Genomic DNA, 23,311 nt, shown 5'->3' with positions numbered 1-23,311 from the left:
CGGTACCGATATACGGACGCGCCAGGCTGAACAGCGTACGGCCGTGCGGGTGCCGTGGACGAGCCGGGGCGACGAATGTCGCCCCGGCTCGTTGCCGTGCGCGGGCTCAGCCGAGTCCCAGTGAGCGTTTGAGGAACTCCACCTGGAGCAGCAGCAGGTTCTCCGCGACCTGCTCCTGCGGGGTCATGTGGGTGACCCCGGACAGCGGCAGCACCTCGTGCGGGCGGCCGGCGGCGAGCAGGGCGGAGGACAGGCGCAGGGCGTGGGCGACCACGACGTTGTCATCGGCGAGGCCGTGCACGATCATCAGCGGGCGGTGCGGGCCGGCCGGGAGGGACAGCCCCTCGTCGGTGACGAGGGAACTCCTCGCGTACGACTCCGGCTCGGCGGCCGGGTCGCCCAGGTACCGCTCGGTGTAGTGGGTGTCGTACAGCCGCCAGTCGCCGACCGGGGCGCCCGCGATGCCCGCGTGGAAGACGTCCGGGCGGCGCAGCACGGCCAGGGCCGCCAGATAGCCGCCGTAGGACCAGCCGCGGATCGCCACCCGGGACAGGTCCAGCGGGTAGGTCCTGGCGAGGTCCCGCAGCGCCTCGATCTGGTCGTCGAGGCTGACGGTGAAGTCGTGGTGGACCGCCTTCTCCCAGGCGGGGGAGCGGCCGGGAGTGCCGCGGCCGTCGGCGACCACCACCGCGAAGCCCTGGTCGGCGAACCACTGCGAGGTCAGATGCGCGTTGTGCGCGGCCACCACACGGGAGCCGTGCGGACCACCGTAGGGGTCCATGAGGACCGGGAGAGGAGTGTCACCGGGGTAGTCCGTAGGCATAAGCACGGCGCACGGGATTCGTCGTGCGCCCCCCTGGGTGAGCGTCACGCGCGGGGACAAACCGGGATCTTCTGCGTAAGAGGGGATGGCTGCCACCGGTGCGCCTCCGCGCAGCACCTGCACCCGGGCGCCCGGACGGTCGAGGCCGGCGGAGACCAGCACGGTCACGCCCCCGGCGCGCACGGCCGAGTGCACGCCGGGTTCCTGCGAGACGCGCTCCACGCCCAGTTCGTTGACCCGGTAGACGTGCACCTCGCCGGTCTCCGGGTCGGCCGCCTCCTCGCCCGCCGAGGCGGAGACCAGCGTGTCCTCGGCCGAGACGTCGAGCACCGCGCGGACGTGCAACTGCGGCCCGGTCAGCGGGCGTTCGCCGACCGCCAGCACCCGCGCGCCGCCCTCGTCCGCGATCCGCACCAGCTGTCCGGACGGGGTCCAGCAGGGCGCCCCAGGGAAAAGTTCAAGCCATGTTGGATCTTCGTCGGCGTGCACCATCCGGGTCGCACCCGACTTTGGCTCCACGGCCAGGTACAGCTGGCTGCGCTGGTCCCGGGCCTGCACGAGCAGCAGCGGCGCACCCGCCGCTGACCAGTGCACTCGTGCCAGATACGGGTAGCGGGCGCGGTCCCAGGAAACCTCCGTGCGCATCCCGTCGAGGCCGATCACGAACAGCCGTACGTCCGCGTTGCCGGTGCCCGCCGCCGGGTACGCGACCCGCTGCGGCTCGCGCTCCGGATGCGCCGGATCGGAGATCCACCACCGCTCGACCGGCGTTTCGTCCACGCGCGCCACCAGCAGCCGGTCCGAATCCGGCGACCACCAAAAGCCCCGCGACCGGTCCATCTCCTCGGCCGCGACGAACTCGGCCAGCCCGTAGGACACCTGGTCCGACTCCGGCTCCGCCAGCGCCCGGTCGCCGTCGCCCTCGGCGCCCACCACCCGCAGCCCACCCTGCGTGACATAGGCCACGTGCCGTCCGTCCGGGGCGGGGCGCGGGTCGATCACCGGCCCGGGGACCGGGAGTTCGCGGGCCGTCCCGGCCCTCAGTTCCGCCGCGAAAAGCCGCCCCGACAAGGCGAAGGCCGCCAACTCGACGGCCGCGTCGGTGGCGTAGCCCACGATCCCGGCACCGCCCTCGCGGCTGCGCTCACGGCGCGCCCGCTCCTCGGGCGGGAGGTGCTCCGAGGCGCCGCCGAGGAGGGCGCGCGGGTCGGCGGCCACGCGCTCCCGGCCGTCTTCGAGGTCGAGGACCCAGAGCGCATTCGCCCGGTCCGTGCCGGAGTTCGAGCGCAGGAACGCGACACGGGACGCGTCGGGAGCCACGGTGAACGCGCGCGGCGCGCCGAGCGTGAACCGCTGCGTCCGTGCGTGCCGGCGGGGGAAGGAGACAGGCTCGGTCGTCATGCCCCGACCATATTGGCCATGCGCCCCCTTGTGCGGCAGTGCGCCGACCGATGCGCACGTACGGATAGTTATGATCAATAGCGCATAGTGGGTAAGAACCTGCTGCCCGTTGTGTTGATTCATCCGTGTGGAATCATCTGCCCCCGTCGTCCGACCCCCGACACCCCCGCGTCCTGGGATCTTTGGAGGTGAGCCGCCGTGGCACTCTCGATTTCGGCGGTGGTGCTGCTGGCGATCATCGTCGTCCTGCTGATCAGGAAGTCCGGGCTGAAGGCCGGGCACGCGATCGTGTGCATGCTCCTGGGGTTCTACCTGGCCTCCTCCACGGTCGCTCCCACGATCCACCAGCTGACCACGAACATCGCGGGGATGATCGGCAGCATCAAGTTCTGACGCCGCGCCCGACAGCGCCGGCGGGCGCCGGACTCAGTGTCCGGCGGCGCTCCCGTCCAACACGTCGGCCCTGGCCGGAGGCCGCACCTCCAACGGCTTGTCGAAGGCGCTGAACGAGGTGGTGCTCCGACGCGCGGCGCTCTTGTAGTCGACCTTGAGGATGTACGGCTTGCCCTCGGTGGCGACGTAGAAGGTGTAGGAGCCCCCCTCGTCCGCCTTGTCGGTCACCACCAACGGAATCGCCGGGCTGCCGTCGACCTTCGTCGGTTCGCCCTTCGTCGCCGTACCGAAGGACGCGAAGGGCCACTTGCAGTCGGTGACTCCGTCCTTCTCGTCGGCTTCGTCGGCCGGGGTCCTGATCCAGCGGCTCTGTTCCTTCGTACCGGCCATCTTCTTGCCCGCCAGTTCGAGATAGGCGCGGTTCGGGCGGATGTAGTCCGTCCCGCCGATCCGGATCTGGTCGAAGCGGGCGCCGCCCGTGCTCCAGGTCGTCGTGGACGCACACGTGCTCTTGAGGTCGGTCGTCACATGGTTGTAGTAGCCGTCCATGGCGGTCGCGCCGGTGTGCGTGTCGATGGTCACCGACCTGAGCGCACTCATCGTGTGGTTCGCGTTGTCGAGCAGTTGTCCGGCGGAGGGTTTCTCCGCGGTGGTGTCGTTCGCGCAGCCGGCCACGGAGACACCCATCGCCAGGCAGACCAGCGCAGCCTTCGCAACGGTCGCTTTCGTTCCCACCAAACCCCCCATGTGAAGATCGGTAAAGATTACCGGCCTTGACGGGGGCCCTGAACGAACGTCAGCGCTTGGCGTACGGCACGAAGGCGCCCCAGGCCTCCGGCGTCAGCACGAGCCGGGGACCGGCGGGGTTCTTGGAGTCGCGGACGTGGATGGTGGTGGGGGTGGGGGCGATCTCTACGCAGGAGTCGCCCTCAGGGCCGTCGCTGTAACTGCTCTTGAACCAAGCCAGTTCGTGGGTGACACCGGCGGAGGCCTTGCGGATCATGTCTCTCCCAGCAGTTGCTCGATGAGGGCCAATGACTCCCCAGGCGGGAGAGCCTGCGCCCGGATGGTGCCATAACGCAGTTCGAGGATCCGCCCCTGTTTCGGATCGGAGGTCGGACGGCCGTTGAACGCACCCGGACACCGCCGCGAGGCCGGGCCCGAATGCTCCGCTGCCGCTCGCCGCGCGGCGACCCCGGAGAAGCCCGCGCCCGGCGCACCCCGCAAGCCCCTCCCGGCCGTACCCCGCCCCGCGTACGCTGCCCCCGCACTCCTCCAGTCCGCCACCGACCTCCTCGCGGACCCGCGCCGTCACGACTCCCGGCTGCTCCTCTCCACGTGCGACACCACACACCTGGCCCCAGGCGTCGCCGCCTGGCTGGAGCGTGAGGCCGGACCCGCGGCCGTACGCCACGCACTGACCGCCGACCTCCCCCCTGGGGGACTACGGCGGCCCGCCGCCCTCCTGGCCCACCGCCTCAGCACCCAGCTGCCGCCCCCACCACCCTTCCGCGCACCCGCCGCCCCGCCGCCCGTGCGGCACCCGCTCCAGCCCTGCGACGGCTGCGACCGCGCCTTCCGCGCGCCCGAACCCGGTCGCTGCCGCGACTGCCGAACCGACCTTCCGGAGGCCGCCTAGCATGAGAGCGACGATCCTTGCCCCTGGGCACAGACGAGGAGCGAGCCCCATGACCATCGCACCGGACGACGCGCGCCAGGGCGCCTCGCACATCTACCGGGCCATGCGGGACGTCGTCCGGTCGATGGACGACACCGACACCTGTCCGGGCAAGTTCGAGATCACCAAGAAGGGGATCGTCCACGACATGATGGCGCCCATCGGTCCGCACGAGCTGACCACTCTGCACCTGCGCAAGCGCCTCGAAAAGGTGATGCCGGAGGAGATCGTCGCTCACACCGGGGAGCCCGACGTCGAAGACGAGTCCGAGGGCATCATGCGCCGCCCCGACGTGATGGTGATCGCCTTGGCGGACATGGAGGTGCCGGGCAGCTTCGACCCGCACACGCTGATCGCGGCCATCGAGGTCGTCTCCCGTTCCAACCCGGACAACGACTGGGTGGGCAAGACGCGCGACTACCCGCTGATCGGTGTCCCGGCCTACGCGGTCTTCGACCCCCGCACCGGCACCGGCGCCGTCTTCACGGAGATCCACCCCACCCCCGACGGCCCCCGCTACGCCACCCGCAAGGACTTCGTCTACGGCGAGGACGTCACCATTGCCGACTGGACGATTCCGACGGACGGTCTTCCGCGATACCGGGACGAGAGAGCTCAGGACCCCGAAGCCTGAACTCGTCCGGGAGGGAGTTGCGGACGTGCCGGATGCGGGCCCGGCTCCTCGTAGGGTGGGACCCATGACGGAACTGCCCGACCGGCGTCTGCTCCTGGTGCACGCGCACCCGGACGACGAGTCGATCAACAACGGCGCGACCATGGCCCGGTACGCGGCCGAGGGCGCCCGGGTGACCCTGGTCACCTGCACCCTCGGTGAGCGGGGCGAGGTCATCCCGCCCGAGCTGCGTCACCTGACCGGAGCCGCGCTCGGCGCCCATCGCCGGCAGGAGCTCGCCGCCGCGATGCGCGAGCTGGGGGTCGAGGACTTCCGCCTCCTCGGGGGAGCCGGTCGCTACCACGACTCCGGGATGATGGGCCTGCCCGACAACGACGACCCGGACTGCCTGTGGCAGGCCGACGCCGGCACGGCCGCCGAGCACCTCGTCGCCGTGATCCGGGAGGTACGCCCGCAGGTCCTCGTCACCTACGACGACCACGGCGGCTACGGCCACCCCGACCACGTCCAGGCCCACCGCATCGCGATGCGCGCCGTCGACCTGGCCGCCGACGCCGCCGTCCGCCCCGACCTCGGCGAGCCCTGGCCCATCGCCAAGGTCTACTGGAACCGCATGCCGCGTTCCGTCGCCGAGGCCGCCTTCGCCCGGCTCCAGGACGAGCTGCCCGGCCTGCCCTTCGCCAAGGCGGCCGCCGTCGACGACGTCCCCGGCGTGGTGGACGACGAGCGCGTCACCACCGAGATCGACGGCACCGCCCACGCCGCCGCCAAGGCCGCCGCGATGCGCGCGCACGCCACGCAGATCGAGATCGCCGGATCGTACTTCGCGCTCTCCAACGAGCTGGCACAGCCGGTCTTCACCACCGAGTACTACGAGCTGGTGCGCGGAGCACGCGCCGGGGAGTCCGGCGTGCCCGGGGAGCCCGGGAAGCCCCGGGAGAAGGAGACCGACCTGTTCGCCGGAACCGGAGCGGCGCCGTGAGCCCGGCAGAGCGCGGCCCCCTGGTGGCCCAGCCGCTGAAGCCGCCCTCCGCCGGGCGCGTCGCCGGCTACTTCGCGCTCTTCGTGCTCGGTGCCGCGGTCGCCGTCGCCGGGGCGCTGGTGCAGGGCGCGTGGTTCCCCGGCGGGCTGCTGCTCGCCCTCGCGGGTGCCGCCGGGCTCTTCCTGGGCGGCGCCCGGGCGGCCGGCAGCCGGGGCGGGGCCGTGGCGCCCGCCGCCGGGTGGGTGATCGCCGTCGTCCTGCTCACCGCCAGCCGCCCCGAAGGGGACTTCCTCTTCGCCGCCGCCGGCGGCTCCTATCTCTTCCTGCTCGGCGGCATGGCCGTCGCTGTGATCTGCGCCACCCTGGGTGCGGGGCGGCGACCCGGTGGCGACGACGCCCGACTTGGCAAGTGACGTACCACTTCTGCCCACCTTGCGCGTGCGGGTCCGGTGCGGTTTTCCCCAGCGGTCCTGGGATACGCGCCGGATACGGCCAGTATGGTGGTGCGCGCCGCCGAGCCTCCCCCTGGCTCTCGGCTCTGCTCGAGCGCCGGGGGGAACCCCACCGTCTGAGGTCGTGTCGGGCGGCGGAGCCAACCGGGAGAACCTGCCTTGAGTCGTGAAACTGACACTCCGTCCTCCGGGCCCAACGGGCGCGGCGGAGCCGCTTACCCCTCGGGGACCCCGCCGTACGGCATCCCGGCGGTCTCCGACGGCGGTACGGACGCCGGGCGTTCGGCCACGCAGCCGGAGGAACGCAAGACCGAGACCACGCTGACGACCCGGATCCGGATCAACATCCCGGGATCCCGGCCGATTCCGCCGGTCGTCGTGCGCAAACCCGTGACGGACGCCGAGGGCGCGGGTGAGGACGGCGGCGACCGGCAGGCGCCGGCCGCCACCGGCTCCACCGGCACCGTCGAGCCGCCCGCCGAGCCCGCGGCACCCGCCGAGGAGAAGCCGACCAGCGACTGGTTCGCGCCGCGCAAGTCGACGCCGGGCCAGGGCGGCCAGGGCGGCGGCTCCACCAACGGCGCCGGGCTGCCCGGCGCTTCGGGCACACCTGCGGCCGGCTCGGGTGCCGGTTCCGGCTCCCTGGGCCCGGGCTCCTCCGGCACGGGCGCTTCCGGCGGTACCCGTCCGGGCGCCGGCCGCCCCGGAGGCGTGCTCGGCGCCATGAACGTGCCGGGCGGCGCCCGGACGGGCTCGACCAACGGCGCCGGGCTGCCCGGTGCCACCGGCGGCCCGGTCGCCCCGGGCCACGGCGGCGGCACCGGCTCCTTCGACGTCACCGAGGCGCTGGCGGCGGGCCCGCGTTCCGGCCGGTCGCGTTCCGACGGCCCGGGTGCCGACGACTCGCGCTCCGGTGGCGAGCCGCGCCGCGACGACCTGCCGTACTTCTCGGAGAGCGGACACGGCCGGGCCGGCCAGAACGACCAGCGCGGCTACGGCGGTCAGGGCGGCCCCAGCGGTCCCAGCGGCTTCAACGGGCCGGGGGCCCACGGCGGTCCGGGCGGCCCGCAGGGACCCGCGGGACCGACCGGCGGTCCCGTCACCGGCGACGGGCCGCTGCTGCCGCCCGTCGGCGGCGCGGCCGCGAGCGGCCCGGGCGGGGCTCCCGGTGCGCCCACCGCACGTCCCGGCGGCATGAGCGACGACACCGCGGTCCTGACCCCGCAGCAGCCGGCCCCCGAGCCGGGCACGCCCGGCTACGGCGCCCGTCCGGACAACATCTCCGGGCACACCGTCACAAGCGGCATCCCCGTCATCCCGTCCGGCACCAACTCGCCGTTCGGGGCGGGCGCCGGCACCGACGGGCCGGTGCCGCACACACCCCCGAAGCTGCCCGAGCCGACCCCGAAGAGCGGCACCGCGGCCGCCCGGGCGCCGAAGAAAAAGAAGGGCCGCGGCAAGCTGCCCCTGCTCGGCGGCGGCGTGATCATCGTCGCCGGTGTCGCCTACGGCGCCGGGCTGCTGATGAACCACTCCGACGTGCCCAAGGGCACCACGGTGCTCGGTGTCGACATCGGCGGCGGCACCCGCGACGACGCGGTCAAGAAGCTCGACGACGCCTTCGGCGGCCGGGTGAACGCGCCGCTGAAGCTGTCGGTCGAGGGCAGGACCGTCACACTCAAGCCGAACCAGGCCGGGCTCCAGTTCGACACCCAGCAGACGGCCAGCGCGGCGGCGAAGAGCGACTACAACCCGATCTCCGTGATCGGCTCGCTGTTCGGCAACCACCGGGCGGTCGACCCGGTCATGCCGACCGACGAGGAGAAATTGCAGGTCGCCCTGCAGAACGTCCCGGGCGGCGGTTCGACGTCCGACGGCACCATCAAGTTCCAGCCCGGCAAGGCCGTCGCCGTCTACGGCAGGACGGGCAAGGGCATCGACGTCGCCCAGTCCGTCAAGACGGTCCAGCAGGCGTACCGCACCGAGGTGGAGACGGGCACGGCCGGACCGGTGAGCCTGCCCACCACCACCCGTCAGCCGACGGTCTCCAACGCGGAGGTCGACCGGATGATGAAGACGTTCGCCGAACCGGCGATGTCCGGGAAGGTCACGGTGAAGACCGCCGACGGGCTGCACTCGGTGGCGTTCAGCCCGCAGAAGTCGCTGTGGAAGTTCCTCGGCGTCAAGGCCATTGACGGCAAACTCGTCGAGTACTACAACCAGGCGGCCCTCAAGGAGCTCTACGGCAGCACCTTCGACGGCGTGCTCCTCACCCGGGGCACCGGCCAGAAGACCGCCGTCACGGTCACCGACGTGATCGACGCCCTGCGTACGGCCCTGAAGAGCACCACCAACCGCGTGGGCGTCATCGGCGCAGACAACCCAAGCCAGTAACACCGCACACGAGAGGCCGGCCGGTGCCGTACCGGCCGGCCTCTCGCGTGTCATGTCGCGCATATGACATCTGTCATCCGGCAGTCGGGACCGCCGACACTGCCGGGCATCCCGGCCGCGCGGCCAGGATGGGGGTCATGACAACGACAGCGGAGACCACCACCGCGACCACGGTGGTGGGGTTCGACCAGGTGACCAAGAGCTACGGAAACGTACGGGCCGTGGACGGGCTGACGCTCGCCCTGCACCCGGGGGAGACCGTGGCCCTGCTGGGACCGAACGGCGCCGGCAAGTCCACCACCCTCGACCTGCTGCTCGGCCTCAAGCAGGCCGACAGCGGCACGGTCGGCGTCTTCGGCACCAGCCCGCGCGAGGCGATCGTCGCCGGCCGCGTGGGCGCGATGCTGCAGAGCGGCGGGCTGATGGAGGACGTCTCCGTCGCCGAGCTGGTGCGGCTCGCCTGCGACCTGCACCCCAAGCGGTACAAGGTCACCGACGTGCTGGCCCGGGCCGGCATCTCCCAGATCGCCGACCGCAAGGTCAACAAGCTCTCCGGCGGCCAGGCCCAGCGCGTCCGCTTCGCCCTCGCCACCGCCGGCGACAGCGACCTGATCGTCCTGGACGAGCCGACCACCGGCATGGACGTCTCCGCCCGCCAGGCCTTCTGGGCCACCATGCGCGAACAGGCCGACCAGGGACGTACGGTGCTGTTCGCCACGCACTACCTGGAAGAGGCCGACGCCATCGCCGACCGCGTGCTGGTGCTGCACCGGGGCCGGCTGCTGGCCGACGGCACGGCCGCCGAGATCAAGGCGAAGGCGGGCGCCCGCAGCGTCCGCTTCGACCTGGAGGGCAGGATCGACGAGACCGCCCTGCGCGGCCTGCCCTTCCTGAGCTCGATCGACGTCTCCGGCCAGACCGTCCGCATCCAGTCCGCCGACGCCGACGCGACCGTCCACGCCCTCTACGGGCTCGGCGTCTACCCCCGCAACCTGGAAGTCGCCGGGCTCGGCCTGGAGCAGGCCTTCGTCGCCATCACCGAGGCCGAGGAGGCCAAGCAGTCGTGAACAGCCTGATCAAGCTCGAACTCGCCCGCGCCCTGCGCAACCGCAAGTTCCTGATCTTCTCCGTGCTCTACCCCTCGGTCCTGTTCCTGCTCATCGCCGGCAAGGCCGACAGCGTCACCAAGGTCGACGGCACCGGTCTGACCATCCCGACGTACATGATGGTCTCCATGGCCTCCTTCGGCGCCCTGACCGCCGTGCTCATGGGCAACAGCGAGCGCATCGCCAAGGAGCGCGAGAGCGGCTGGGTACGGCAGCTGCGCCTGACCACCCTGCCGGGCCGCGGCTACGTCCTCGCCAAGACCGCCAGCGCCGCCGTGGTCAGTCTGCCGTCGATCGTCATCGTCTTCGTCGTCGCCGCGGCCGTGAAGCACGTACGACTGGACGCCTGGCAGTGGCTCGCCCTCACCGGGGCGATCTGGGCCGGCAGCCTCGTCTTCGCCGCACTCGGCGTCGCCATCGGCTACCTCGCCACCGGCGACGCGGTCCGCCCCATCACGATGATCATCTACTTCGGCCTGTCGATGCTCGGCGGCCTGTGGATGCCTGCGACCACCTTCCCGCAGTGGCTGCAGAACATCGCCAAGTGGCTCCCCACGCACGCGTACGCTGCTCTCGGGCAGGCCATCGAACAGAGCCAGGCCCCGCACGCCAAGGACATCGCCATCCTCGCCGTCTTCTTCGCCCTGTTCGCGGGCGGCGCGGCCTGGCTGTACCGGAAGGACACGCTGAAGGCGTGAGCACCATGACCGAGGACGAGTCGGAAGACCCCCAGCACCTGATGCGCATGGGGCAGCCCCCGAGCAACCGGCGGGAACTGCTGCGCAAGCTGATCTGGATCGGTGTGTGGCTGGTCTTCCTCAGCGCCCCGGTCCACGACCTGGTCGCCGGCCGCCACACGCCCGCGGGCACGGCGGCCGGCTCGGTGGGCCTGGCGGTCTTCGTCGGGGCCTACCTGGCGCTGGTCTTCAGGAACATGGGCAGGCCGTTCCCGGGACCCGTGATCGCCGTCCTGGTCGCCTTCCTCGGGGTACTGGCCGTCGTCCTGTGCCTCACGCTGGGACCGGCCTGGCTCGGCCTCTTCTGCTACGTCTCCGTCGCCTGCGGGGCGACCCTGCCGGTCCGGGCGGCGTACTGGGCGGTCCCGGCGACCGGCGCCGTGCTGATGCTGGTCGGCCTGCGCACCGACGTGGAGGAGGCGAAGAGCCTGTTCCTGCTGGTGGTGCTGATCGGCTTCGCGATGACCGGCGTGGGCCAACTGGTGCGGACCACGGTGGAGTTGCGCCAGGCCCGGGCCACCGTGGCCCAGCTCGCCGCCAACGAGGAGCGGCTGCGCCTGGCCCGTGACCTGCACGACCTCCTCGGCCACTCGCTCTCCCTGATCACCCTGAAGAGCGAGCTGGCCGGCCGGATGCTCCCCGGCCATCCCGACAAGGCCGCCCAGCAGGTCGCCGACATCGAACAGGTCAGCCGTCAGGCCCTCGTCGACGTGCGCGAGGCCGTCACCGGCTACCGCCGCCCCCGCCTGTCCGCCGAACTCGCCGGTGCCCAGGTCGCCCTGACGGCCGCCGGGGTCACCGCCGAACTGCCCACCGAACCCGACCTCACCGGCATCCCGCAGGAGAGCGAGTCCGCCCTGGCCTGGGCGCTGCGCGAGGCGGTCACCAACGTCGTACGGCACAGCGGCGCCCGGCGCTGCGTCGTGGAGGTGGTGCGCCGCCAGACCCTGGACGGGCCGGTGCTGGAACTGTCCGTGGAGGACAACGGCTCGGGCGGCTCCGGCAGCGCACCCGGCAACGGCCTGACCGGCCTGACCGAACGCCTCGAGAAGGCGGGCGGAATGCTGGAGGCCGGCCGGGCCGGGCAGGGCTTCCGTCTCGTCGCCCGCGTCCCAACCGGTGTCCCGGTCCACATAGGATCCCGGGCATGAGCAGCACGATCAAGGTCCTCCTCGCCGAGGACCAGTCGATGGTCCGTGAGGCACTGGCAGCCCTGCTCGGCCTCGAGGACGACATCGAGGTCGTCGCCCAAGTGGCACGCGGGGACGAGGTGCTGGCGGCGGCACGCGCGCACGGCGTGGACGTGGCCCTGCTGGACATCGAGATGCCCGGCTGTACCGGCATCGAGGCGGCCGCGCGGCTCCGCAAGGAGGTGCCCGCCGTCAAGCTGGTCGTCCTGACCACCTTCGGCCGCCCCGGCTACCTGCGCAGCGCCATGGAGGCGGGCGCCGACGCCTTCCTGGTCAAGGACGCCCCGGCCGCCCAACTCGCCGAAGCGGTGCGCAAGGTCCTCGCGGGCGAGCGGGTCATCGACCCCACCCTGGCCGCCGCGGCCCTGGCCGAGGGCGCCAACCCCCTGACCGACCGCGAACGCGAGGTCCTGCGCGCCGCGGCCGACGGCTCCACCAACGCGGAACTCGCCGCCGCCCTCCACCTGTCCCAGGGCACGGTGCGCAACTACCTCTCGACAGCCATCCAGAAACTCGCGGTCCGCAACCGAACGGAAGCGGTACGGATCGCCCGCGAGAAGGGGTGGCTCTAGCCTGCCCTGCAGGGGCGCGGGGAACTGCGCGAAAAGCCACGACGCACCCCGCACCCGCCCGACCGGCGGAACCCCTACGGCGCTGGGGCGAACGCAGCCCTCAGTTGAGCCGCGCCCGCGCCGCCCGCGCCATCCCCCGCACCCGCTCGGCGGTCATCACATCCACCTCCGCCACGACCTCGGCGTACGCATCGAGCTCCGCGGCCCCCTCGACGAAGTTCCCCCGCTGCACCAGCACCTGCGCCCGCTCGTAGCGCAACCGCGCCGGGTGCGACGGCAGCAGCAGTGACAGCTCGACCGCCCACAGCGCCACGTCCGACCGCTCGGGCCGGGCCGTGGCCCACGCCCGGATGTTGTTCAGGATCCGCAGCACCACCTCCAGCGGCGCGGCGGGCACGAGCATCGACGGATGCAACGGCGCGCCGGTCGCCCCCACGACCAGCAGCTCCGCGTCCGCTCCCGTCAGCACCCGTCCGCCGTCGAACGGATCGGCGAGCACCTGCTCCTCCGCCGTTCCGAAGCCGATCACGAAGTGCCCGGGCAGTGCCACCCCGTACACCGGCGCCCCCGCCCGCCGCGCGACCTCCATCCACACCACCGACAGCAGGATGGGCAGCCCGCGCCGACGCAGCAGCACCCGGTGCAGCAGCGAGGACTCCAGGCGCTGGTAGTCCGCGGCACAGCCGCGGAACCCGTACCGCTCGCCGAGCAGCTCGCACAGCGCCTGCGCCCAGGCACGCGGGTCGCCCGGCCGGTACGGCAACTGCCCCGCCAGCCGGTCCAGCTCCATCTGCGCCGCGTCCATGCCCGCCTCGTCCAGCGTCCCGTCCGCCTCCGCGCCCACCAGCAGGCACAGCGCCGAGAGGTCGGGCCGCTCCGAGCGCGCCTCCTCGGCGAACCGCCGGCGCAGCTCGGCGGACCGCTCGGGCGATGGGGGACAGGGGCGACGCATATCTGGCTCGTGCCCTTTCACGGCGATCGCTACTACCGGTCGGCGCCGGAGGTTCCGGGTTCCGTCCCCGGATTCGTCCCCGGTTCGCGGTAGTGGTGGTACGTGTGGTGCGGCGCGAAGCCCATCCCGGCGTACAGCGCCCGCGCCCCGGCGTTGTCCGTCTCGACCTGCAGCCAGGCGGCCGACGCGCCTTCGTCGAGCGCCTGACGGGCGAGTGCGGCCATCACCTCGGTGGCCAGCCCCCGCCGACGCTGTCCGGGATCCACCTCGACCGCGGCGAAGGAGGCCCACCGCCCGTCGACGACACACCGCCCGATCGCGGTGGGCGCCTGCCCGGGCGCACCGGGCACGGTCGCGAACCACACCGAGGGACCGCCGGCCAGCACCTTGAGGGCCACCTCGCTCACCCCCTTGCGCTGGTACCGGGCAAGCCACGCCTCGTCGGCCGTGCGGGACAGCACGACCCCGGAGCCCCCGGCCCGGTCGGCGACCGGTGCGAGTGCCCCGATCCACAGTTCCGCGGTCACCTCGCGCACCCAGCCCCGCCGCTCCAGCTCCGCGCACAGCAGTTCCTGTGTGCCCTCGGCGCCGGTGGCGGTCTGGATGTACGCGGGCAGCCCGCGTTCGCGGTACCAGCGTCGTACGGCGACCAGCGCCTCGTCGAGGGGGAGCCCGGGATCGCCGAGCGGCAGGACGGAATTGGCCCGCCGGGTGAACCCGCCGGCCGCCCTCAGCTCCCACTCGCCCAGCCGCTCGCTCCGCACCGGCGGCCAGGCCCGTGCGGCGACGCGCGCGAGCTCCTCGTACGAGGCGGCCGGCCCCCGGCGGCGCGCCGGGGCCGCGGGCACCACCTTGCCCGCGACCAGGGAGGATTCCGGAATCTGGACGACCTCCCCGTTCTTCTGTGTGATCAGCAGCACACCGTCGTTCCATGATGTGAGAACACCCACCGTGTCGGTGAACTTCTCACCCGGTGCTCCAGGTTCGCTCAAGCGCCGTACGGAGACTCGTTTGCCCACGTCAGCAGCGGTGATACGGACCTCAAGGCGCCCCGTCGCAGAGATTTCCACAGGTCAGTTCACCCCTCCTGTTCGGATCATGCCCAAGAACGGAGATACTAGGGGCGGGCATCGACGACGCCGCGCTCCCGCGCGCCAGGCGGCGGAGCCTGTGGAGGCCCGCCAGCGCCCTATCGAGGAGGAACGACAGCGTGACCTACGTCATCGCGCAGCCTTGTGTCGACGTGAAGGACAAGGCGTGCATCGAGGAGTGCCCGGTCGACTGCATCTACGAGGGCCAGCGGTCCTTGTACATCCACCCGGACGAATGCGTCGACTGCGGAGCCTGTGAGCCGGTCTGCCCGGTCGAGGCGATCTTCTACGAGGACGACGTCCCGGAGGAGTGGAAGGACTACTACAAGGCGAACGTCGAGTTCTTCGACGAGCTGGGCTCGCCGGGCGGTGCCAGCAAGCTGGGCCTGATCGAGCGCGACCACCCGCTGATCGCCGCGCTGCCGCCGCAGGGCGAGTAACCCGTAAGCGGCCCGCAACACCGCGCCGCCTCGGTCCCGTACGGCCTGATCGCCTTCGAGCGCTCCGACGGCCGCACGGGACCGAGGCGTTTGCCGTACCAGAAAGTGAGCCTGATTCCCGTGTCCGCAGTCTCCGACCGGCTTCCCACCTTTCCCTGGGACAAGCTGGAGCCGTACAAGAGGACGGCCGCCGCACATCCGCACGGAATCGTCGACCTGTCCGTCGGGACCCCGGTCGATCCGGTCCCCGAGCTGATCCAGAAGGCTCTGATCGCCGCGGCCGACTCCCCGGGTTACCCGACCGTCTGGGGGACGCCCGAACTGCGCGACGCGATCACCGGCTGGGTCGAGCGCCGCCTTGGCGCCCGGAACGTCACCCACCGCCACGTGCTGCCGATCGTCGGCTCCAAGGAACTGGTGGCCTGGCTCCCCACCCAGCTGGGCCTCGGCCCCGGCGACAAGGTCGCCTACCCGCGCCTGGCCTACCCCACGTACGAGGTCGGCGCCCGCCTGGCCCGGGCGGACCACGAGGTCTACGACGACCCGACGGAGCTGGACCCCACGAATCTGAAGCTCCTGTGGCTGAACTCCCCGTCGAACCCGACGGGCAGCGTGCTGGGCAAGGCGGAGCTGACCCGGATCGTGGCCTGGGCGCGCGAGCACGGTGTCCTGGTCTTCTCCGACGAGTGCTACATCGAGCTGGGCTGGGAGGCGGACCCGGTCTCGGTCCTTCACCCCGACGTGAACGGCGGCTCGTACGAGGGCATCGTCTCCGTCCACTCCCTCTCCAAGCGCTCGAACCTGGCCGGCTACCGCGCCGCCTTCCTGGCCGGCGACCCGGCCGTGCTGGGGCCCCTGCTGGAGATCCGCAAGCACGGCGGCATGATGACGTCGTCGCCGACGCAGGCGGCGGTCGTGGCGGCCCTGGGCGACGACGCCCATGTCCGGGAGCAGCGGGACCGGTACGCCGCCCGCCGCACGGCCCTGCGCGAGGCCCTGCTCCGCCAGGGCTTCCGCATCGAGCACAGCGAGGCCAGCCTCTACCTGTGGGCCACGAGGGACGAGTCCTGCTGGACCACGGTCGCCGACCTGGCCGAACGCGGCATCCTGGTGGCTCCGGGCGACTTCTACGGCGAGGCGGGCGAGAAGTTCGTACGCGTGGCCCTGACCGCGACGGACGAGCGGATCCGGGCGGCGGTGGAGAGGCTGGCGTAACCGCCGCCCGCCACCCCAGCACCCGCCGTGCCGCACGGCCCGCGGCCCCGCGCGCCTGCCGATGCGGACATGGGGCCTGCGCCTGCTGACGCGGGCGCGGGCCTTGCGCTGGTCGGCGCGGACGTGGGCACTGCGCCTGCCGATGCGTACGTGGGTCCTGTGCCTGCCGGCGCGGGCGCGGGCCTTGCGCTGGTCGGCGCGGGCATGGGTCCCGCGCGCCTGCCGGCGCGGGCATGGGCCCTGCGTCTGCCGGCGCGGGCCTGGCCCCTGCGTCTGCCGGCGCGGGCCTGGCCCCGCGCGCCTGCCGATGCGGATGTGGGTCCTGTGCCTGCCGGCGCGGGCGCGGGCCCCGCGCCGGCAGGCGCAGGTGCCCGGACAGACCGACGGGGCCCAGGTGCACCCTGGACCCCGTCCGCTGCCTCGGTCGGCCTCAGCCGATCAGACCTTTCACCGGCAGACCCTTCACCGGCAGAGCCTGCGCCGGCAGATTCTGCGCCGGCAGTCCGTGCTTGGCCACCGAGTCCGTCGGCAGCCCGTGCTTGGCCATCGGGTCCGCCGGCAGTGCGTTCTGCGTCGCCGTCTGGGCGGTGTCGCCGAGGATGCCCCCGGCCACCCCGGCCGTGTCCCCGGCCGCCTTCTGCGCGGCAGGCGCCGCCTTCTTCACGACCTTGCCACCGGTCTTGCCCGCGGTCGGCAGCGTCTGCTTGACCGCCTTGCCGCCGGCGTCGCCCGCGACCCCGGTGACGTGCTGCGCCGTGCCGTCGACGCTGTTGCCGACGCTGGCCCCGTCCAGGGCGGACAGCCCGCTCAGGTTCGGGGTGGCGGGCAGCTCGGTGGCCGCGCTGGCGGAGCCGGCCGCACCGACCCCGGCGGCCGCTCCCGCAGCGACGAGCAGCGCGGCACGGGCGATCCGACGGGTCAGGGGGAGGGACATGTTGCTCCTTCGACGGAGGGAACGTGAAGTGTGCTGCCTTGCCCGGAAGTTGCTCGACCGGGCTCGGACGCAGTGACTACCGCTCGAAGCCCGCGAAGGTTGCGGCGCACCAGCGTAAAGAGTTGGCAATGCGTCGCATTATCGGCTGTGGATAAAAACGGGCAAACAATACCCGGCGTGAAAGACTGCCGAATCCTTACGGCCCCTTGTTTCCCAAGGGTTCGGCGCCGACCGGGGGACCCCGCGAATACCTGCCCGCATGGCCGACTCGGCATGCCGCACATAACCCCGCCGGGTGAAAGCCCGCACTAATGCGCGGTGACGATACGGACGGCGGTCGAGTCCCTTTCCGCCCCGCCGGAGCTGTCGGCTCCGGTCGCGCGCCACCGGCTGTCGGTGATGCCGGCGGTCCACTCCCGCCCCGCGAACGAGACCCGCTGGATGTGCAGCGCGGTGGCATTGGCCACCGCCCAGTGCGCGAGCTGCCAGCCGCGCTGCCCGGCACTGCGCCCGGCACCGGCGGTCCCGGTGTCGGCCGGCACCGGCAGCGTCACCGTCCGCTCCTCGGCGCCCGAGGCCGTGCTCGTCGTGGGCGTCGGCGAGGCGCCGTCCCCGACTTCCGCACCGGCCTCCTGCACCACGTCCCGTCCGAAGTCCCGTACGAGCGCGGCCCGCACCGCGTCCGCACCCATGGCCCGTGTCGCGGCCGGTCGCCCCGAGCAGGTCAGCGTCGCCGCGGAGCGCCCGGTGAGGGCCGCGGCCAGCAGCACGGCGTCCGGCTCGTGCTTGGCGTACGCCTGCGGGAAGCCGCTGCGCTGCACGCGCTGTGCGGCCACGGTGAGCGGCAGCCGCGAGTAGCCGGGCACCTTGGCCAGGTGCTCGTAGAAGACGCCCGACGCGTACGTCGGGTCCATGATCTCCTTCGGCGTGCCCCAGCCCTGTGACGGCCGCTGCTGGAACAGACCCAGGGAATCCCGGTCGCCGTGCTGGATGTTGCGCAGGCCCGACTCCTGCAGGGCGGTCGCCAGCGCGATGGTCACGGCCCGCTCGGGCATGCCGCGCCCGGTGCCGACGGCCGCGATCGTCGCCGCGTTCACCGCCTGCTCCGGGGTGAACTCGTAGGACGCGCCGTCGCCCTTGCCGGAGACGACCTTGCAGCCCGGAGCTCCCGTGCCACCGGTGAGGTACTGCACCGTGAGGTAGCCCGCGACGGCGAGCAGGACCACGAGGGCCGCCCCGAACCGGAGGAGGCGGCCGTGTCGCTTGGGGGTGGGGGACGGCTCTGGCACGCCTACAAGGTACTGGAGGCTGCTGGGGCGGTTGAGCCCGGTGTGGACAATGCGCGGCGGCCTGAGGAAGGTTCGGCGCGTTAGGGTCGACGCCATGGCCGATACCACGCTTGACCTCACCCTGGACGCCGCGCGCCTCACCGCGCAGCTCGTCGACTTCCCCTCGGAGAGCGGCAGCGAGAAGCCACTGGCCGACGCGATCGAGACGGCGCTGCGCGCGCTCCCGCACCTGACGGTCGACCGCCTGGGCAACAACGTCGTCGCCCGCACGAACCTGGGCCGCTCCGAGCGCGTGATCCTCGCCGGCCACATCGACACCGTGCCGATCGCGGACAACGTGCCCTCGCGGCTGGACGAGGACGGGGTCCTGTGGGGCTGCGGCACCTGCGACATGAAGTCGGGCGTCGCGGTGCAACTGCGCATCGCGGCCACGGTCCCGGCTCCCAACCGCGACCTGACCTTCGTCTTCTACGACAAAGAGGAGGTCGCGGCCGAGCTGAACGGCCTCAAGTACGTGGCCGAGGCACACCCGGAATGGCTCCGGGGCGACTTCGCCGTCCTGCTGGAGCCCTCCGACGGCCAGGTCGAGGGCGGCTGCCAGGGCACGCTGCGGGTGCTGCTGCGGACCAAGGGGGAGCGGGCCCACTCGGCACGCGGCTGGATGGGTTCGAACGCCATCCACGCGGCCGCCCCGATCCTCGACCGGCTGGCGGACTACAAGCCGCGGTACCCGGTGATCGACGGCCTGGAGTACCGCGAGGGCCTCAACGCGGTGGGCATCTCGGGCGGCGTGGCGGGCAACGTCATCCCCGACGAGTGCGTCGTGACCGTCAACTTCCGCTACGCCCCGGACCGTACGAAGGAGGAGGCCATTGCCCACGTCCGCGAGGTCTTCGCGGACTGCGGGGTGGCGGAGTTCGTCGTGGACGACCACAGCGGCGGAGCGCTGCCGGGCCTGAACCACCCGGCCGCGGTGGCGTTCATCGAGGCGGTCGGCGGCACCCCGCGGCCGAAGTACGGCTGGACGGACGTGGCGCGTTTCTCGTCGCTGGGCGTCCCGGCGGTCAATTACGGTCCCGGAAACCCGCTCCTGGCGCACAAACGGGACGAACGGGTGGAGACCGCCGTGATCCTGGCGGGGGAGGAGCGCCTGAGGACCTGGCTCACGCGCTGACCGGAGCCCGACCGGTGCAGGGCTGGGACGTGGCGCTCCACGGCGGACATGCGCAGGTCCCCCCTCCGTAACCCGCGCGGATCTACGCTGAGGCGGAAACACCGCAAACGGAGGGAGCGCACATGGCTACCGGCAACCCGGAGGGCAAGAAGCAGCCACCGGAGGAACAGCGCCTGGGGCCGGTCCTCCGGCGGCGGAGGCAGGTCCAGGCCGGCACCACGGACCAGCGACTGCTGGACGAGCGCGCTCCCACCGACTGGGTGCACACGGACCCCTGGCGCGTCCTGCGCATCCAGTCGGAGTTCATCGAGGGCTTCGGCACCCTGGCCGAACTCCCGCCCGCGATCAGTGTGTTCGGCTCGGCCCGGACGCCGGTGGACTCACCGGAGTACGAGGCGGGGGTCCGGCTGGGCCGGGGCCTGGTCGAGGCGGGCTTCGCGGTGATCACGGGCGGTGGGCCGGGCGCGATGGAGGCGGCGAACAAGGGCGCGTGCGAGGCCGGTGGCACCTCGGTGGGCCTGGGCATCGAGCTCCCCTTCGAACAGGGCCTGAACCCCTATGTCGACATCGGCCTCAACTTCCGCTACTTCTTCGTCCGCAAGATGATGTTCGTGAAGTACGCCCAGGGGTTCGTGGTGCTGCCCGGAGGCCTCGGCACCCTGGACGAACTCTTCGAGGCCCTGACCCTCGTCCAGACCCAGAAGGTCACCCGCTTCCCGATCGTCCTCTTCGGCAGCGAGTACTGGAGCGGCCTGGTGGACTGGCTGAAGAACACGCTGGTCGCCCAGGGCAAGGCCACGCAGGCCGACCTGACCCTGTTCCACGTCACGGACGACGTGGACGAGGCCGTCGCCCTGATGTCCAAGGAGGCGGGCCGCTGACACGGACCTCCGGGCCACGCCCGACCGAAAGCCGGGATCCCAGGGGCGAAGCCCCTGGGACGGCAGGGCATCGGCCTGGCTAGGCGAGGCCCCGCCGGGCGACCGCCGGGGGCCGGTGTCCCGCAATGGACGCCACCATGTCCAGCACCTGCCGGGTCTCCGCCACCTCGTGCACCCGGTACACCTGCGCCCCCAGCCACGCCGACACCGCGGTCGTGGCCAGCGTCCCCAGCACGCGCTCCTTCACCGGCATGTCCAAGGTCTCGCCCACGAAGTCCTTGTTGGACAGAGACACGAGCACCGGCCACCCGGTCGCCACCATCTCGCCCAGCCGCCGCGTCGCCTCCAGGCTGTGCCGCGTGTTCTTCCCGAAGTCGTGCCCGGGATCGATCAGCACCGACTCCCTCGGCACCCCCAGCGCCACCGCCCGCTCGGCCAGCCCCGAGGTCACCCGCAGGATGTCGGCCATGACGTCGTCGTACGTCACCCGATGCGGCCGCGTCCGTGGCTCGGCCCCTCCCGCGTGCGTGCACACCAGACCGACCCGGTACCGGGCCGCGACCTCCGCGAGCCGCGGATCCACCCCGCCCCACGCGTCGTTGAGCAGGTCCGCCCCGGCCTCGCAGACCGCCTCGCCGACCTCGGCCCGCCAGGTGTCCACGCTGATCACGACGTCCGGGAAGCGCCGCCGGACCTCCGCCACGAAACCGACGGTCCGCCGCGCCTCCTCCTCGGCCGTCACCTCTTCCCCGGGGCCGGCCTTGACGCCGCCGATGTCGATGATCGCCGCCCCTTCGGCGACCGCCTGCTCCACGCGCGCGAGGGCCGGCTCGTCACGGAACGTCGCCCCCTGGTCGTAGAAGGAGTCGGGGGTCCGGTTCACGATCGCCATGATCACCGGCTCGTGCGCGCCGAATTCACGCCTGCCCAGCCTGAGCATCCCCTGTGACCTCTCCTAGTCCGTCCGGGTCCGTCCCGGGTCCGTCCCGGTCCTGGGCCGCCTGCGACCCTGACTGTCAGCCTCGCATGGCACGATCGGACCCTGACACATACGACAGACTCCGTGGGGACCCCAGCGATGGTTATGTTCTTCTTCCTGGTCGTCGCGCTCGCCGTCGTGGTCGCCGCGGTGACCCTCGCGGTGGTGGGCGGCGGCGAGGGCACCGGCCCGCTGCCGGAGGCGGCGCCCGAGCGCCTCCAGGACCCGCTGCCGCGGGACCGCCCGGTGGGCCGGGCCGACGTGGAGAGCCTCCGCTTCCCGCTCACCGTCCGCGGCTACCGCATGGCGGACGTGGACGACGCCCTCGGCCGCCTCGGAGCCGAACTCGCCGAGCGTGACGCGCGCATCGCCGACCTTGAGTCCGCGCTGGCCGGCGCCCAGGCCGCCGCGGCCCACGCGCGCCTGGACAAGCCCGCGCAGGAGGACGAACAGTGACCGCCGCCGTCGCGGGCCCGGACGGCGCCCTGCGCTGCCCGTGGGCCCTGTCCGCCGCGGAGTACGTGGCGTACCACGACGAGGAGTGGGGCCGCCCGGTCCACGGCGACGACGCGCTCTACGAACGCCTCAGCCTGGAGGCCTTCCAGTCCGGTCTGTCCTGGATCACCATCCTGCGCCGCCGCCCCGGCTTCCGCGTCGCCTTCGCCGACTTCAAGATCTCCGCGGTGGCCGCCTTCACGGACGCCGACCGCGAGCGTCTCCTCGCCGACCCGGGCATCATCCGCAACCGGGCCAAGATCGACGCGAGCCTCGCCAACGCGCGCGTGCTGGCCGAGTGGTCCCCCGGCGAGCTGGACTCCCTGATCTGGTCCCACGCCCCCGACCCGGCCACCCGCCCCGCCCCCAGGACCCTCTCCGACGTCCCCGCGGTCACTCCCGAGTCCACGGCGCTGTCGAAGGCGCTGAAGAAGCGGGGCCTGCGCTTCGTCGGCCCGACCACGGCGTACGCGCTGATGCAGGCGTGCGGACTGGTCAATGATCACCTGGAGGACTGCGCCGTCAGAAACAGCCCGTAGCCCCGATGGGGGTCCGGGGGTGCAGCTCCAGGGGACCGCACCCCCATCGACCGCGCGACGACTGCTTGCGCGCGACGGCGCGACGTCTGCCTGCGGCGACGACTACCGGCCCAGGTACTTCGGCTTCTCCTTGTTGACGAACGCCCGCACCGCGATCGCGTGGTCCTCCGAGCCCCCCGCCCGCGACTGCAGTTCGTCCTCCTTCTCCAGCGTCTCCTCCAGGGAGTGCGTCAGCCCGTACGCCACGGCCTCCTTGATCGCCGCGTACGCCACCGTCGGCCCCTCCGCCAGCGCCCGCGCCACCTTCTCGGCCTCGGCGCGCAGCCCGTCCGCCGCCACGACCCGGTTGGCGATGCCCAGCTCGTAGGCGTCCTGCGCGGAGATGCTCCGCGGGAAGAGCAGCAGGTCGGCGGCCCGCCCCGGCCCGACCACCCGCGGCAGGGTCCAGGAGATGCCCGAGTCCGCGGTGAGCGCGACACCGGCGAACGACGTGTTGAAGGCCGCCGTGTCGGCCACGATCCGGTAGTCCGCCGCGAGCGCGAAGCCGAAGCCGGCCCCGGCCGCGACCCCGTTCACCGCCGCCACCACGGGCTTCGGTGCCTCCGCGAGCGCCCGCACGATCGGGTTGTAGTGCTCCCGTACGGTGCTCATCGTCTGTCCCGAGCCGCTCTCCCGGTCGGCGGCCAGCAGCCCGATGTGCTCCTTGAGGTCCTGTCCCACACAGAACGCCCGGTCCCCGGCGGCGGTCAGCAGCACCGCCCGTACCCCGTCGTCGGACGCCGCGTCCTGGACCGCGTCCCGGAGGGCGACCTTGGTCGCCACGTTCAGCGCGTTCATCGCCTCGGGGCGGTTCAGCGTGATCGTCGCGAGCCCGTCGCTCACCTCGTACAGCACGGTGTCGGCCATGGCGTCCCCTCTGTGTGCGGCTCCGGCGTACCGCTCGGTACGTCCTCGTGTGAA

At 72.4% G+C, this 23,311-nt stretch carries 24 protein-coding genes and 2 pseudogenes; 16 read left to right on the top strand and 10 right to left on the bottom strand.

Features of this window, described 5'->3' with window-relative positions:
- Positions 1 to 106: 106 nt before the first annotated feature.
- Positions 107 to 2,224 (bottom strand): prolyl oligopeptidase family serine peptidase, encoded by a 2,118-nt coding sequence (locus AB0A61_RS21340; RefSeq protein WP_361294193.1) that lies wholly within the window; start codon positions 2,222 to 2,224, stop codon positions 107 to 109.
- A 198-nt stretch (positions 2,225 to 2,422) separates the two neighbouring features.
- Between AB0A61_RS21340 and AB0A61_RS21335 the strand changes: the two genes are divergently transcribed.
- On the top strand, positions 2,423 to 2,617 hold the full coding sequence (locus tag AB0A61_RS21335; protein ID WP_361294190.1) for a hypothetical protein: 195 nt from the start codon (positions 2,423 to 2,425) through the stop codon (positions 2,615 to 2,617).
- 33 nt (positions 2,618 to 2,650) lie between these two features.
- On the opposite strand, the gene AB0A61_RS21330 is transcribed toward AB0A61_RS21335, so the two are convergent.
- From AB0A61_RS21330 to AB0A61_RS21320, 3 genes and pseudogenes are all read right to left on the bottom strand, one after another.
- A complete protein-coding gene (locus tag AB0A61_RS21330) occupies positions 2,651 to 3,352 on the bottom strand; it encodes a hypothetical protein (RefSeq protein ID WP_361294187.1) in 702 nt (233 codons plus the stop codon).
- Between the two features lie 61 nt (positions 3,353 to 3,413).
- Positions 3,414 to 3,620, bottom strand: a complete 207-nt coding sequence (locus tag AB0A61_RS21325) for a DUF397 domain-containing protein (protein WP_361294184.1) — start codon at positions 3,618 to 3,620, stop codon at positions 3,414 to 3,416.
- Positions 3,617 to 3,754 (bottom strand): annotated as a pseudogene (locus AB0A61_RS21320) (transcriptional regulator); the annotation flags it as partial. The gene AB0A61_RS21325 and the pseudogene AB0A61_RS21320, both read right to left, overlap by 4 nt.
- Positions 3,755 to 3,827: 73 nt before the next feature.
- On the opposite strand from AB0A61_RS21320, the pseudogene AB0A61_RS21315 reads away from it, so the two are divergent.
- From AB0A61_RS21315 to AB0A61_RS21275, 9 genes and pseudogenes are all read left to right on the top strand, one after another.
- Positions 3,828 to 4,256: pseudogene (locus tag AB0A61_RS21315) on the top strand (helix-turn-helix domain-containing protein); the annotation flags it as partial.
- 49 nt (positions 4,257 to 4,305) lie between these two features.
- Positions 4,306 to 4,929 carry a Uma2 family endonuclease gene (locus tag AB0A61_RS21310; RefSeq protein WP_361294181.1) on the top strand — a complete coding sequence of 208 codons (624 nt, stop codon included), beginning with the start codon at positions 4,306 to 4,308 and terminating at the stop codon, positions 4,927 to 4,929.
- A 64-nt stretch (positions 4,930 to 4,993) separates the two neighbouring features.
- On the top strand, positions 4,994 to 5,911 hold the full coding sequence (gene mshB, locus AB0A61_RS21305) for an N-acetyl-1-D-myo-inositol-2-amino-2-deoxy-alpha-D-glucopyranoside deacetylase (RefSeq protein WP_361294178.1): 918 nt from the start codon (positions 4,994 to 4,996) through the stop codon (positions 5,909 to 5,911).
- Positions 5,908 to 6,324, top strand: a complete 417-nt coding sequence (locus tag AB0A61_RS21300) for a DUF6113 family protein (RefSeq protein ID WP_361294175.1) — start codon at positions 5,908 to 5,910, stop codon at positions 6,322 to 6,324. Before mshB ends, AB0A61_RS21300 begins: the two co-directional genes overlap by 4 nt.
- Before the next feature lie 198 nt (positions 6,325 to 6,522).
- Positions 6,523 to 8,757, top strand: coding sequence for a hypothetical protein (locus AB0A61_RS21295; RefSeq protein ID WP_361294172.1), 2,235 nt, complete (start codon positions 6,523 to 6,525; stop codon positions 8,755 to 8,757).
- A gap of 137 nt (positions 8,758 to 8,894) precedes the next feature.
- The gene (locus tag AB0A61_RS21290; protein WP_361294170.1) at positions 8,895 to 9,824 is read left to right on the top strand and encodes an ABC transporter ATP-binding protein; all 930 of its coding nucleotides are present in this window, start codon (positions 8,895 to 8,897) and stop codon (positions 9,822 to 9,824) included.
- Positions 9,821 to 10,561 (top strand): ABC transporter permease, encoded by a 741-nt coding sequence (locus tag AB0A61_RS21285; protein ID WP_361294167.1) that lies wholly within the window; start codon positions 9,821 to 9,823, stop codon positions 10,559 to 10,561. Before AB0A61_RS21290 ends, AB0A61_RS21285 begins: the two co-directional genes overlap by 4 nt.
- Before the next feature lie 5 nt (positions 10,562 to 10,566).
- Positions 10,567 to 11,751, top strand: a complete 1,185-nt coding sequence (locus AB0A61_RS21280) for a histidine kinase (protein ID WP_361294378.1) — start codon at positions 10,567 to 10,569, stop codon at positions 11,749 to 11,751.
- Complete coding sequence (locus AB0A61_RS21275) at positions 11,748 to 12,362, top strand: response regulator transcription factor (RefSeq protein WP_361294164.1); 615 nt, start codon at positions 11,748 to 11,750, stop codon at positions 12,360 to 12,362. Before AB0A61_RS21280 ends, AB0A61_RS21275 begins: the two co-directional genes overlap by 4 nt.
- A 100-nt stretch (positions 12,363 to 12,462) precedes the next feature.
- On the opposite strand, the gene AB0A61_RS21270 is transcribed toward AB0A61_RS21275, so the two are convergent.
- On the bottom strand, positions 12,463 to 13,314 hold the full coding sequence (locus AB0A61_RS21270) for a transglutaminase-like domain-containing protein (protein WP_361294161.1): 852 nt from the start codon (positions 13,312 to 13,314) through the stop codon (positions 12,463 to 12,465).
- A gap of 32 nt (positions 13,315 to 13,346) precedes the next feature.
- Positions 13,347 to 14,384, bottom strand: coding sequence for a GNAT family N-acetyltransferase (locus AB0A61_RS21265; protein WP_361294158.1), 1,038 nt, complete (start codon positions 14,382 to 14,384; stop codon positions 13,347 to 13,349).
- A 140-nt stretch (positions 14,385 to 14,524) separates the two neighbouring features.
- Here AB0A61_RS21265 and fdxA point away from each other — a divergent pair, with 140 nt between their 5' ends.
- Entirely contained in the window at positions 14,525 to 14,845 is a 321-nt protein-coding gene (fdxA, locus tag AB0A61_RS21260; RefSeq protein ID WP_361294155.1) for a ferredoxin, read from the top strand.
- 120 nt (positions 14,846 to 14,965) lie between these two features.
- Positions 14,966 to 16,060, top strand: a complete 1,095-nt coding sequence (locus tag AB0A61_RS21255; RefSeq protein ID WP_361294152.1) for a bifunctional succinyldiaminopimelate transaminase/glutamate-prephenate aminotransferase — start codon at positions 14,966 to 14,968, stop codon at positions 16,058 to 16,060.
- A gap of 430 nt (positions 16,061 to 16,490) precedes the next feature.
- Here the strand turns inward: AB0A61_RS21255 and AB0A61_RS21250 are convergent, their stop codons facing one another.
- Positions 16,491 to 16,994 (bottom strand): ATP-binding protein, encoded by a 504-nt coding sequence (locus AB0A61_RS21250; protein WP_361294150.1) that lies wholly within the window; start codon positions 16,992 to 16,994, stop codon positions 16,491 to 16,493.
- 308 nt (positions 16,995 to 17,302) lie between these two features.
- Complete coding sequence (locus AB0A61_RS21245; RefSeq protein ID WP_361294147.1) at positions 17,303 to 18,283, bottom strand: heavy metal transporter; 981 nt, start codon at positions 18,281 to 18,283, stop codon at positions 17,303 to 17,305.
- 94 nt (positions 18,284 to 18,377) lie between these two features.
- Here AB0A61_RS21245 and dapE point away from each other — a divergent pair, with 94 nt between their 5' ends.
- Together dapE and AB0A61_RS21235 are read left to right on the top strand one after the other, a co-directional pair.
- Positions 18,378 to 19,457, top strand: a complete 1,080-nt coding sequence (gene dapE, locus AB0A61_RS21240) for a succinyl-diaminopimelate desuccinylase (protein ID WP_361294144.1) — start codon at positions 18,378 to 18,380, stop codon at positions 19,455 to 19,457.
- A gap of 122 nt (positions 19,458 to 19,579) precedes the next feature.
- Positions 19,580 to 20,338, top strand: coding sequence for a TIGR00730 family Rossman fold protein (locus AB0A61_RS21235; protein ID WP_361294141.1), 759 nt, complete (start codon positions 19,580 to 19,582; stop codon positions 20,336 to 20,338).
- Positions 20,339 to 20,417: 79 nt separating this feature from the next.
- Here AB0A61_RS21235 and folP read toward each other — a convergent pair whose 3' ends face one another.
- Positions 20,418 to 21,278 carry a dihydropteroate synthase gene (gene folP / locus AB0A61_RS21230; RefSeq protein ID WP_361294138.1) on the bottom strand — a complete coding sequence of 287 codons (861 nt, stop codon included), beginning with the start codon at positions 21,276 to 21,278 and terminating at the stop codon, positions 20,418 to 20,420.
- Between the two features lie 138 nt (positions 21,279 to 21,416).
- Between folP and AB0A61_RS21225 the strand changes: the two genes are divergently transcribed.
- Together AB0A61_RS21225 and AB0A61_RS21220 are read left to right on the top strand one after the other, a co-directional pair.
- A complete protein-coding gene (locus AB0A61_RS21225) occupies positions 21,417 to 21,773 on the top strand; it encodes a DivIVA domain-containing protein (protein ID WP_361294135.1) in 357 nt (118 codons plus the stop codon).
- Positions 21,770 to 22,351 carry a DNA-3-methyladenine glycosylase I gene (locus AB0A61_RS21220; protein WP_361294132.1) on the top strand — a complete coding sequence of 194 codons (582 nt, stop codon included), beginning with the start codon at positions 21,770 to 21,772 and terminating at the stop codon, positions 22,349 to 22,351. The genes AB0A61_RS21225 and AB0A61_RS21220 overlap by 4 nt, the downstream gene beginning before the upstream one ends.
- Before the next feature lie 102 nt (positions 22,352 to 22,453).
- On the opposite strand, the gene AB0A61_RS21215 is transcribed toward AB0A61_RS21220, so the two are convergent.
- Positions 22,454 to 23,257 (bottom strand): enoyl-CoA hydratase-related protein, encoded by an 804-nt coding sequence (locus AB0A61_RS21215; RefSeq protein ID WP_361294129.1) that lies wholly within the window; start codon positions 23,255 to 23,257, stop codon positions 22,454 to 22,456.
- Positions 23,258 to 23,311 lie beyond the last annotated feature (54 nt).

Source organism: Streptomyces sp. NPDC046197, assembly GCF_040646295.1.
Lineage (GTDB): Bacteria > Actinomycetota > Actinomycetes > Streptomycetales > Streptomycetaceae > Streptomyces.
The sequence above is the reverse complement of the archived record's forward strand: the minus strand, read 5'-3'. Positions and strand labels throughout refer to the sequence as shown.